Source organism: bacterium, assembly GCA_024226335.1.
In the GTDB taxonomy this organism is placed as follows: domain Bacteria; phylum Myxococcota_A; class UBA9160; order SZUA-336; family SZUA-336; genus JAAELY01.
The window spans coordinates 1-11,636 of sequence record JAAELY010000125.1; the positions used below are offsets into that span (position 1 = coordinate 1).

Genomic DNA, 11,636 nt, shown 5'->3' on the forward strand with positions numbered 1-11,636 from the left:
CGCGCTCCGCGTCCGTCAGCGTCACCGCTGCGCGTGGTCGTCCTCTCTGCCCCATCGTCTGCCCTCCATTCTACTCTGGGAAGACCGACTCCTGAACACTTCAATTAATTCGAGATGGAACTTCTGAAACAGGACACTAGATCAATCCGTGTCCTTTCAAGGTCTCGTGGGTGGCGGAGGAACACCGGTGACTGCGAACTCACCCGTCCTCCAGCGATAGCCACAGATTCCGCACGACCGGCGATCAGTCGCAAACGCGCGGTCGGGTAGCGGCAAGAACATCGAAAGCACCAGCCGCAACAGTCGAAATGGCCAAGCGGGTCGACTGGTGTTGACCAGGGATCCCTCGCACACCGGGCAGCGCTCGTCGGGTTCGTGTTCGCGCCAGTCGAGGGGGCTCTCTATTCCCTCCTCTTCCTGCTCTTCGCCTCGCAAGAGCGCGATGGCTCGAGAGAGATCGGACTCGGATACCTTCAGGGCAATAGCACCGGCGCCGGAAGGGTACTCGCCGACCGTTTCATTGCTCAGGAAGGCTTGCACTCCATTGGCTTCGAGTCGCGCCTTCGCGAGTCCGGCCTCCATGGCGGAGTCGAATTCCGCGACCGTGGTCAGCGAATCTTCCATCTCTTCGATCCTAGCATGGGCGAGACACTCCGCCCGCCACGCTCTGATAGACTCCGCATATGGGGAACGGAGCAGAAGAGCTGATTCGCACCGCGCATGCCTCGGGCGTCGATACTTGTTTTGCAAATCCCGGGACCACGGAGATGCATCTGGTCGGTGCACTCGACGCCGTTTCCGGCATGAGGTCGGTACTCGGATTGTTTGAAGGTGTGATAACTGGTGCGGCGGACGGGTACGGCCGAATGACCGATCGCCCCGCACTTACCGTTCTGCATTTGGGACCGGGATTCGCCAATGGCATAGCGAACTTGCACAATGCATGTCGCGCGCACACGCCGGTCGTCAATCTGGTCGGCGATCAGGCGACCTGGCACCTGTCGGCCGATGCACCGCTGACCTCCGATATCCATTCTTTGGCGAACCCCGTATCGAACTGGGTTCGGACCTCGAAGAGCGCGCGCGAGCTTCCAGGAGATGGAGCCACAGCGATCGCAGAGGCGACCTCTGTACCGGGTTCGGTTTCCACGCTCATCATTCCCGCCGACTGCGCGTGGGAAGAAGCACCGGAAGCCGCCCGGCCGATCGCGCCAACGCCAGCTCGGGCAGTCGCGTCATCGAGCATTGACGCAGTCGCTTCCGCCCTGCGCGGGGGCGAATCCGTGTTACTGCTGCTCGGAGGACGGGCCCTGCGCGAACCTGGGTTGCGGGCTGCCGCCCGCATCGCCTCAGGCAACGGTGCTCGCGTGCTGATGGATACGTTTCCGGCGCGCGTCGAGCGCGGTGCGGGTTTGCCCTTTGTCGACAAGCTTCCGTACTTCCCGGAACAGATCATCGCCTTGTTGAAGACGGTGTCGCATCTGGTCCTGGTGGAGACACTGGCTCCAGTCAGTTTCTTCGCCTACCCGGGGGTGCCGAGTCGCCTGGCACCCGACGGCTGCACGGTGCACACACTCGCGGAGCCGGATCAGGACGGTGCAGGTGCGCTAGAGGCGCTGGCCGACGCACTCGCTGCACCAAAGGCCTCCGTACCCGATGCGACCCTGCCCGCGCTTCCCAGCGGCGCCCTCACACCCGACAGTCTCGGCGCAGCCCTTGCCTGCCTGCAACCCGAAAACGCGATCGTCATGGACGAGTCGGCCACCTCCGGACGCGGGCATCTGTTGGCGAGCGCGGCCAGCCCTCCGCACACGATGCTCTCGCTCACAGGTGGCGCAATCGGCCAGGGACTTCCCTGTGCAACCGGCGCGGCCGTCGCGTGTCCCGATCGCACGGTGATCGCACTACAGGCGGACGGGAGTGGCATGTACACCCTGCAGTCTCTGTGGACCCAGGCGCGCGAGGGGCTCGATGTGAAGACGATCATCTGCGCGAATCGCGAGTACCGGATCCTGAAAATCGAACTGGCCCGAGCCGATATCGTCAAGCCGGGTCCGGCGGCGACCGCTCTCACCAATCTGGCGCAACCGGTGATCGACTGGGTGTCGCTGGCTCGCGGCATGGGTGTGCCCGGTGAAAGCGCAGAAACGGCCGAGGAACTGATCTCTGCTCTCGGTCGGGCATTCGCGACGCCGGGTCCCTATCTGATAGAAGCCGTTATCTAGGCGCCTAGCCGGTCGAGCATCTCCCGCAGGGCGACTTCAGTCAGGCGGCGCGGGTTGTTATTGACCCGCTTCGGGTCGAATCCGTGGGCGACGATTGTTTCCTGCACGTCTGCACCGGCGAGCCCGAGTTTCGTCCAATCTCGAGACAGCCCGATCTCGTCCAGCAGTGTTTCGTAACGATCCGCGGCTGCGTGCGGTTCTTCGGCTCCAAGCAGAATTGCCAGGTTCCGGAGGGTGTCCTGTACGTGGTGCGTTCCGAGCGGATGCAGGCAGTCCTCGGCGGTTACCCCCGCGTTGAAGCGCAGGATCGATGGCAGGATCAGACCCACGGCTTGACCGTGCGGAATGCCGAAGTGCGACGTGATCGGGTACGAGATGGCGTGTGGGGCAGTCGTCTTCGTCCGCTCGATTGCCTCGCCCGCCAGGTGCGCGCCACGCGCCATGCCCATCCGAGAAGCGTCGTCGGGCTGAACGACGAAACGGACCAGGTGTTGGATGACGCACTCGATGGCCTCTCGCGCGAAATCCTGCGACTCCTGCGTTGCGTGAATCGACCAGTACGACTCAATGCCCTGATTCAATGCGTCCAGGCCCGCTCCCGCTGCGACGTGTGACGGCAGACTCGCGAGCAGACGCGGGTCCACCAGGGCGAACTCGGGTCGCATGCATGGATGGGCCAGGGAGTGTTTGGTTCGTCCTACCCATACCGCCGCGAAATGCGTCACCTGACTTCCTGAACCGGCAGTCGTCGGCACGGCGACCAGGGGACAACCCCGAGGCTGGAGTTCGCTCCGTCCTTCGATGAAATCGATCGCGTCGCCGTCCTGCGCGGCGAGGACATTGATGCTCTTGGCCATATCCAGAGGCGAACCACCACCCACCGCCACGACCAGGTCCGGGCCGAATGCGCAGAAGCGTTCGATCCCCGAAGTGATGTCGTCGAGTGCTGGATTCTCGCCAAAGCCACAGAAGCGCTCGACCGCGCAGGGCTCCAGGGCTTTCGCAATGAGTGCCTCGGCACCGGATGCCGGGTACGAGGCATTTCCCGTGACCAGGAACACTCGTCGGGAACGCCGCTCTGCGACGATCTCTGCGAGCCTCTCTACCGCTCCTTCCTGGCAGATGATCAGCTCGGTCCTCATTCGACAAGTCTCTTCATGAAGCTGTGCTTGTTGTCGATCGGAGCAATCGTCGGTCGACCGAGGTCGGTGCGCGCCCCCTTGCTCACTCTGACTTCCAGGAGCACCGGCCCAGATGCAGCGCGCATCCTTCCTACCGCATCCTTCAGTGTCTCGCGCCTAGATACGCACCATGCGTCTCGATAGCCGCACGCGCGCGCGATCGCGGGAAAGTCGATCTCGTTTCCTACGGTCGGCTGTCCGCCCACCGAGTCGTGGGCAGCGTTGTTGACGATCACGTGCTTGAAGTTCTCGGGCGCGCGCCGACCGGAGATGGCCATCGAGCCCATGTGCATGATTGCAGCGCCGTCGCCGTCCAGACAGACCACCTGTCGGGAGGGGCGGGCGAGGGCGACTCCCATCGCGATCTGTGAGGCGTGACCCATCGAGCCCACGGTCAAAAAGTCACCCGAGAAATCCCGACTGGTGGAAGCCCGATACTCGAACAGCTCGCGCGAGGTCTTTCCCGTGGTCGATACGATCACATCGGCGGGATCGAGCAGGGAAGCGATCTCGATCACTGCTTCTTCACGGCGCATCTCGAAGGCTTCCCGTGCGCTCTCGCTCTTCTCGTACGGCGAAAATGTTCCCGCACGTACGACCAATGCGTAGGGGGAAGCGTTCCCTCGCATATGTTCTACCGCGCGCTCCAGGGACGCAGCTGACTCATCGAGTGTCTCGGGGTGTATCTCATATGGGATTTCCAGTGTCTCGAGCGTCGCAAGAGTCACCCTCCCTTGTTTCAGGTGCTGGGGCTCGTCGGGATGTCCCGGTTCCCCACGCCAGCCGATCAGAAGAAGAATCGGAATCGAGTACACCTCCGGGTCGACCAGTGATGTCAGCGGATTCATCGCGTTGCCGAGTCCGGAGTTCTGCATGTACACCAGACCGAGTCCGCCGGTCGCCAGGTGGTGGCCCGCTGCGAGTGCGACTGCGGCGCCTTCATTTGCAGTGATCAGCTCGTCGCCGCTTGTGGCGTGTTCCGAAACGCAGTTGCTGAAGTCCTTCAGAAGCGAGTCGGGTACGCCGGTGAAGAAGTCGATGCCGTTGCGTGCGAGGAGTTCAAAGTAGGCTCTGCAGTCGATCACGACCGCAGCTCAAGAACCGGCATTCCAGCCGCGTACGAACTCGAACAGTGTGTAGGCCAGTACGAGTGGAACCGGGATCCGCAGAAGCCACCGCCAGAGCCCGAACCAGCGCACTCCCGTCGCGCCCTTGCTCACCTCGTCGAGCGGATTGCGCATGACCCATCCGACGAAGACCGCAAGGATCAGCCCGCCCGCGACCAGGAATGCATTGCCGGCCAGTTTGTCCATGACGTCCAGGCGGCCGTCATCGAGTGCGGGAATGATCCCGAGAGCTGCGATCAAGCCGCCGGCGCTCAGTGCAGCCGTACGCCGGCTCAAACCCAGTACATCCATCGCCGACGAGACGACGACTTCGAGCAGAGAGATCGCCGAAGTGAGTGCACCGATCACCAGTGCGACGAAGAACAGGATGCCGACGAGATATCCAGCGGTGCCCATTTCGTTGAAGGCGGCCGGTAGTGTGATGAAGAGCGCACCCACGGTACTGCCGTTGACCTGATCGGAGAGGCCAAAGGCGAAGATCATCGGGAATACGGCCAGTCCTGCGATGAACGCGACCCCGAAGTCGGCCGTCGCGATGATGATCGACTCATTGGGCAGGTGGCTGTCTTCGGGCAGATAGCTGGCGTAGGTCATGATCGCGCCCATGCCCAGGCTCAGACTGAAGAAAGCCTGACTGGCTGCATCGTTGAGCACCTTCGCCGTGAACAGCTTCGACCAGTCAACCGACAGGTAGAAGTCGTAACCCGCACTCGCACCGTCCAGCGTCATCGCGAATAGAGCCAGCCCGCAGACCAGCACAAACAGCAGCGGCATCAACACGATCGAGAGTCGTTCGATCCCGCCCTTGACGCCCACCATGACCGTCAACGTAGTCGCGGCCATGAAGACGAGGTGCCAGGCAACGGCTGCTCGACCGTTGATGATCGAGCCGAAGTATTCGCCGGGGTTTTCCGGGAAGCCGGTCAGCACCGCTTCGATTGCGTAGCGCGCCGTCCAGCCCGCGATCACACTGTAGTAGGCGAGGATCAGGAAACCCGTCGCCACGAAGAGCCCGCCCAGGGCTTTCCACGCACCGCCGCCGAAAACCCCCAGTGCTTCGATCGGGCTGCGGCGTGCGCCTCGGCCGAGTGTGAGTTCCGCCAGCAGGACGGGCAGACCGATCAGCAGCGTCATCACGATGTAGAGCAGGACGAAGGCAGCGCCGCCGTTCTCGGCGGTCAGATACGAGAACCGCCACATATTGCCGAGTCCTACGGCGGAGCCCACGGCGGCCAGCAGAAATCCCGTCTTGCTCGACCATCGCTCTCGTCCGGCGACCATGCCCACTCCTCCATCAAAAGATGGGGGGTGTAGGACAACAAGACTAGGACCCGCACGGAAACGAGCCAACCCGTAGCCTGATGCAACCCGCTAGAACTTCGGGTCGCGCTTTTCGAGGAAGGCGCGGGTGCCTTCCTTCATCTCTTCTGTCCCACAGGCGGCAGAGAATAGCTTTGCCTCGACCTCCATCGAAGTCTCGAGCGATTCGTCGAGGCCGTCGCGAATGGCTGCGAGAGAGGCGGCGAGCGCAGCTGGACCGTTCCCCAGTATCTGCTCGAGTAGAGCGGAACAGCGCCCGAGCAGATCGTCGGGCTCGAGCAGCTCGCTGACCAGGCCGATGCGCAACGCCTCCGCGGCATCGATGATCGCGCCCGACAGAATCATCTGCGTAGCCGTTCCGCGAGAAACCAGACGGGGAAGACGCTGCGTGCCGCCGAAGCCCGGCAAAATGCCGAGTTTGACCTCGGGTTGGCCGAATTTCGCCTTGGTCGAGGCGAGTCGCATATGACAGGCCATCGCCAGTTCGCAACCGCCGCCGAGCGCGAAGCCGTTCACCGCCGCAACGACGGGCTTTTCGAGTCGTTCGATGTGCGAGAAGACGCCCTGGCCCCGCCGGGTGAAATCGAGGCCGCTCTCACGGTTCAGGCCGGAGATCTCCTCGATATCGGCACCGGCGACGAAGGCTCGACCTGCGCCGGTGACGATCGCCGCGCGGATCTTCGGCTCTTTCTCGATCCGTTCCACCGCGCCATCGATGTCTTTCAGGAGCGAAGACGAAAGAGCGTTGAGAGATTCCGGTCGGTTGATCAGAAGGGTCGCGATTCCGTTACCGGCGATGTCGAGTTCGACCCCCGCCATTTCAGGCCTCCACTCCCGCGAACTCGCGCAACTTCTCGAAGGGAGTTCGATGCAGGAATTCACCCACGGAAAGACCCTCCGGATTGTTTTCCTTGATCGCGCGCAGCAATCCGACCAGTACCTGAATCAGCTGCTCGGATTCGAGCTTCGGGTACAGCACCTGCGCGAGCCGCGTGCCTTCGCGCGAGCCACCTACGCAGACCATGTGCGCATTCTTGCCGAAGCCGGTCAGCCCGATCTCGGCGGATGGCGGCCGAGAGCAGTGATTGGGGCAGCCCGCCATGCGCAGGACGACATCGACATCCGCCACGCCCGCAGCTTCGAGGGCGTCGCACAATCCGGGCAGCGCTTGTTCGGCATCGGTCATCGCCAGGCCGCAGGTCGGCAAGGCTGGACAACCAAACGCCTGGCGCCGAAACGCCGAAACCTCGTCCGGCAAGGCAACGCCGTGCTCTCGCAGTACGTCTTCGACCCACGAGCGCTTGTCGGACGGAATATGGCAGAGCAAGAGATCCTGGTTGCCCGTGATGCGCACGCCGATGCCGGGCACCCCGGCGACGACTCGGGAAATCGCACTGCGCATCTTTACATCGCCGGAGTCCTGCAGACGGCCGCTCGCCACGGGTATGCCGAGGAAGAGATCTCCCCGCTCTCCGGCTTCGTCGCGCCAGCCGTGGAAGAACTGATTGGGCGGGATCGGTAGCGGCGGTGAGTCTTTCAGATCGATCTCGAAACGCTCGCGCAGGTGTTTCTGGACGGTCTCGAGCCCGAGTCGCCGGATGGTGTACTTCCAGCGGGCCTGTCGGCGATCTTTTCGCTCTCCGTTCTCCTTCTGCAGGATCGCGATCGCCCGCACGGTATCGATGACCTGTGCGCGCGAGACCCGTCCCAGGTAGAGGCCGAGCAGAGGCCGGGCGTCTTCCTGCCCGTGCGTCGAACCCATGCCGCCACCCGAGTGCACGTCGAATTCCTCGCCCTTGCCGACGGGCAGCAGGCCCACGTCCTGCGTCAGGAGATCGACTGAGTTGTCCTGCGGATGGGCGATACCCACCTTGAATTTTCGCGGCAGGTATTGCTTGCCGTACAGGGGTTCTTCGGGGTTCAAGGGCGCCTCGATCTTGCCTTCGTCATCTGTCAGGAAGGCCTGGAAATAGGACGAAGTCCGCGGTGCCAGGTCGTCTGCGATCTGGAAGGCGATCTCGCGCGAGTTCATGGGCTGATCGGCGATCAGGTCGTCGGCCACGCTGCACATCGTGTTGCGGTTCACATCACCGCAGGCGGCCAGCGTCGAGATTTCGAGGCCCCGGTTCGGGTATTCCTCGTTCAGGAAGCGCACCAGCGCGCTGAGTTCGGCACCCGGTACGTAGTGGAACTGGATGGATTGGCGCGTGGTCAGGCGCAAACTGCCGTTGGAGAAGCGATCCGATGCCTCGCCCACGGCGGCCCATTGTTCCGCCGACATCTCGCCGCCAGACGGCAGGCGCAGGCGCACCATGAAGATGAAGTTGTCGCTCTTGCGCCCGGAAACCCGCTCCTGCTGCTTGTAGACGCCGAAATGCTTCGACAATTCCTTCGCTTCGTTCGACAGGGTCTTGGCTTCACCGGTCGTCATGGCGTCGATCTCCGATCGGAAACTGTGCTTTTCCTTTCCGGCGACCCAGAACAGGCCTTCGCTTTCGGCCTTGAGTCGCTCGACCTTCGACAACTCTGAGAGGTCGGAGTTCAGCAGGCTGAACACCTTGGGGGGGGATTTCTTGGGCATTGCGCAAGCCACGCTAACAGACTCGGGAACGGCCTTCAAAAACCCCGGGGAGCTTCGCGGAATCCCAAGCCTCCGGGCCCCTGCGGAAAACCGGCTCCGTATCAGCTGGTATGGGGACGCTGATTGCGCGGATCGCGCGACCACTCTTCCAGGGAGGCGACTCGGGCGAGCGCCATCCAGGGAACTCGCTGGCGCTCTCCGGGCAGGTGGCCGACCAGGAGAAGCGTGTCTTGATCGTCGAGTTCGCCCAGCACGTCTTCGAGTTGCCGGCGCGTCATCTCGCCCCGGGGACACAGCACCGGATGCACGCCGAACGGCAGGGCGAGGCGCTGATACGTTTCTTCGTAGCGCGTCGGTGCCAGAATCGGGGTACTGGGGCGTTGACGCGAGAGCAATCGCGCGGCGAGTCCGCCACTGGTCCAGGTGAGAATGGCGGCAACGCCGATTTCGCGAGCGGTCCGGACCGCGGCGCGCGAGAACACCGCGAGTTCGTGCAGTTCTTCGGCAATGCCGTCCAGCGGTGTTTCCCGGAAGTCGGGAAAGGCGCCCAAGGTCTCGTCGACGATGCGCGCCATGGCGCGGCATACCCGCACCGGATCTGCCCCCACCGCCGTTTCGTCCGAGAGCATCACCGCATCGGTTCCATCCAGCACGGCGTTGGCCACATCGGTGATCTCGGCCCTGGTGGGACGCGGTGCGCTCACCATCGATTGCAACATCTGAGTCGCCGTGATCACCGGGCGCCCGGCGCGCAGCGCGGCCTGGACGATGCGCTTCTGTTCGATCGGAACCCGTTCGTAGGGGATTTCGAGCGAGAGGTCGCCACGCGCGACCATCACTGCATCGGCGCGGGCCAGGATCTCGTCCAGATTCTCGAGCGCGAGTGCCGTTTCGATCTTGGCCACCAGCGGTGTGGGGTGCCCGTGCGTCTTGAGCAGGCGGCGAACGGTCAGCAGATCCTCTGCCGTTCGCACATAGGAGACGCCAACCATGTCCACACCGATTTCCACACCGAGCGCAATATCGGCCTCGTCCTTCGCGTCGAGCAGGGGGCGCGCGGACAACCCGCCTGGTGAATTCAGGCCCTTTCCGCTGGAGATCTCTCCACCCACCACCACGCGACAGTGGATTTCCTGGCCGTCGATTTCTTCCACCTGAAGTTCGACGGCCCCGTCACCCAGGAGCACCGGTCCGCCCTGACGGACCTCTTCGTGCAGGAACTCGTCGGGGACCGGCAGGTGGGCGGCGTCGCCTTTTGGCGTACCGCATACCAGCGTCGTCAGCGATCCGGTCGTCAGGGTCACCTGATGGGGTTGAAGTTCTCCCAGCCTGATCTTGGGTCCGGCCAGATCCTGCAGGATCGCGACCGGGCGCTTGCGGGAGCGCGCGGCGGCTCGAATGCGCGCGGCGGTCTCACGTTGCTCGGCCTCGGTACCGTGGGCGAAGTTCAGCCGCGCCACGCGCATTCCAGCGTCGATCAGACGCTCGAGGGTCTCGGCGTCGCGGCTCGCGGGACCGATGGTGCAGACGATCTGGGTGGAACGCGGTTTCATCGTAAGTAACTCATTCGGCGATCGGCAGGATAGGTTAAACTCCGCGCCGTAAATTTCCACACGAGTCGGCCCGGCCCGGCTCGATTTCTTCAGAGCTTTCGGAGAGAGGAGCAATCGTGACGACCAAGCGTGTGAAGGAGATCCTGTCCTGGTACTCGTCTGAGAACCCGGGCGTCCTGTCCAACCTGGCCAGGATGCTCAATCATGGGCGTCTCGGCGGTACCGGAAAGATGGTGATTCTGCCCGTGGACCAGGGTTTCGAGCACGGCCCTGCGCGCAGTTTCGCGCCAAATGCGCTGGGCTACGACCCCCGTTACCACTTTGAACTGGCCATCGATGCCGGATGCAACGCATACGCCGCGCCATTGGGCTTCCTGGAAGCGGGTGCCGCGGAGTTCGCGGGGGATATCCCGCTGATCCTGAAACTGAACAATTCGGACAGCCTGACACCGGGTGACGAGCCCTGTCCGGCCGTGACCGGATCGGTTGGAGAGGCGCTGCGCCTGGGCTGCGCGGCGATCGGCTATACGATCTATCCGGCCTCGGCTGCGCGCAATGTCATGTTCGAAGAGCTTCGCGAGCTGACGGAAGAGGCCAAGGCGAACGGGCTGGCGGTCGTGGTCTGGTCGTACCCGCGCGGATCGGCCATCTCGAAGGCCGGTGAAACCGCGATCGACGTGGTGGCCTACGCCGCCCAGATCGCCGCTCAACTCGGCTCGCACATCATCAAGGTGAAGCCGCCGAGCGAGCACATCGAACAGGACGAGGCGCGCAAGGTCTACGAGAGCCAGAGTATTCCGATCGGAACACTCGCCCAGCGCGTCAGCCACGTCGTCACGTCCGCATTCAACGGTCGTCGCATCGTGATCTTCTCGGGTGGGGCGGCCAAGGGTCGCGAGGCCGTGGTCGAGGAGATCAACGGCATCGCGGAAGGCGGCGGTTTCGGTTCGATCATCGGTCGCAACTCGTTCCAGCGTCCCAAGACCGAGGCGATCGATCTGCTGCACGAAGTCATGGACGTGTACGCGAACGTGTCCTAGCGGTGAAAATCGCAGTTGCAGCCGATCACGCGGCGTTCGAGTTCAAGACCGTCTTGATCAAGGAACTCGAACGCCTGGGCCATCAGGTCGTGGACTTCGGAACCCACAGTGACGAGTCCTGCGACTATCCGGACTTCGGGATTCCCGCGGCTGAAACTGTGGCAACCGGCCAGTCCGAACGGGCGATCCTCACCTGTACCAATGGCATCGGTATGACGATGCTGGCGAATCGCATTCCGGGCGTGCGCGCCTCGCTCGTGTACAACGAGCGGGGTGCCGCCATGACTCGACAGCACCACGATTCCAATGTCCTGTGTCTGGGTGCGCAGGAGTTCGATCGAGCCGAACTGCTGAAATGGGTGGGCATCTGGCTCGAGACCGGTTTCGAGGGCGGTCGCCACTCGCGCCGCGTCGCGAAGTTCGAAGCGCTCGATTCGAAGCCCGGGACCGAAGGCCGAGGCCAGTCCTCTAGGGAATCTCTGCACAGGGAGGAATCGAGCGAGAAGCGGGAGTCGCCGCCTGAGCAAGAAGGGTGATCCGATCGCAGATCCGTAGATCTGCAGAGGGTCGCGCGACGCAGCGCAGGCGGATGCATCGCGCTTCGCAGCC

At 63.3% G+C, this 11,636-nt stretch carries 10 protein-coding genes; 3 read left to right on the forward strand and 7 right to left on the reverse strand.

Annotation, left to right across the window (positions count from 1 at the left end):
* Positions 1-156: 156 nt before the first annotated feature.
* A complete protein-coding gene (locus GY725_05730) occupies positions 157-624 on the reverse strand; it encodes a DUF2007 domain-containing protein (GenBank protein ID MCP4003677.1) in 468 nt (155 codons plus the stop codon).
* A 59-nt stretch (positions 625-683) separates the two neighbouring features.
* Here GY725_05730 and GY725_05735 point away from each other — a divergent pair, with 59 nt between their 5' ends.
* The gene (locus GY725_05735; GenBank protein ID MCP4003678.1) at positions 684-2,225 is read left to right on the forward strand and encodes an acetolactate synthase large subunit; all 1,542 of its coding nucleotides are present in this window, start codon (positions 684-686) and stop codon (positions 2,223-2,225) included.
* Here the strand turns inward: GY725_05735 and GY725_05740 are convergent.
* The 6 genes from GY725_05740 to pyk form a co-directional block, all read right to left on the reverse strand.
* Complete coding sequence (locus GY725_05740) at positions 2,222-3,367, reverse strand: phosphonoacetaldehyde reductase (GenBank protein ID MCP4003679.1); 1,146 nt, start codon at positions 3,365-3,367, stop codon at positions 2,222-2,224. The two genes, GY725_05735 and GY725_05740, sit on opposite strands and share 4 nt — an antisense overlap.
* Entirely contained in the window at positions 3,364-4,491 is a 1,128-nt protein-coding gene (gene aepY, locus GY725_05745) for a phosphonopyruvate decarboxylase (protein ID MCP4003680.1), read from the reverse strand. The genes GY725_05740 and aepY overlap by 4 nt, the downstream gene beginning before the upstream one ends.
* A 9-nt stretch (positions 4,492-4,500) precedes the next feature.
* Positions 4,501-5,814 carry a sodium-dependent transporter gene (locus tag GY725_05750; GenBank protein MCP4003681.1) on the reverse strand — a complete coding sequence of 438 codons (1,314 nt, stop codon included), beginning with the start codon at positions 5,812-5,814 and terminating at the stop codon, positions 4,501-4,503.
* 90 nt (positions 5,815-5,904) lie between these two features.
* Complete coding sequence (locus GY725_05755; GenBank protein ID MCP4003682.1) at positions 5,905-6,672, reverse strand: hypothetical protein; 768 nt, start codon at positions 6,670-6,672, stop codon at positions 5,905-5,907.
* 1 nt (position 6,673) lies between these two features.
* Positions 6,674-8,434, reverse strand: coding sequence for an NADPH-dependent assimilatory sulfite reductase hemoprotein subunit (locus tag GY725_05760; GenBank protein ID MCP4003683.1), 1,761 nt, complete (start codon positions 8,432-8,434; stop codon positions 6,674-6,676).
* Positions 8,435-8,535: 101 nt separating this feature from the next.
* Positions 8,536-9,987 (reverse strand): pyruvate kinase, encoded by a 1,452-nt coding sequence (gene pyk, locus GY725_05765; GenBank protein MCP4003684.1) that lies wholly within the window; start codon positions 9,985-9,987, stop codon positions 8,536-8,538.
* Positions 9,988-10,100: 113 nt separating this feature from the next.
* Between pyk and GY725_05770 the strand changes: the two genes are divergently transcribed.
* Entirely contained in the window at positions 10,101-11,027 is a 927-nt protein-coding gene (locus GY725_05770; protein MCP4003685.1) for a class I fructose-bisphosphate aldolase, read from the forward strand.
* A 2-nt stretch (positions 11,028-11,029) separates the two neighbouring features.
* The gene (locus GY725_05775; GenBank protein ID MCP4003686.1) at positions 11,030-11,563 is read left to right on the forward strand and encodes an RpiB/LacA/LacB family sugar-phosphate isomerase; all 534 of its coding nucleotides are present in this window, start codon (positions 11,030-11,032) and stop codon (positions 11,561-11,563) included.
* Positions 11,564-11,636: the final 73 nt, after the last annotated feature.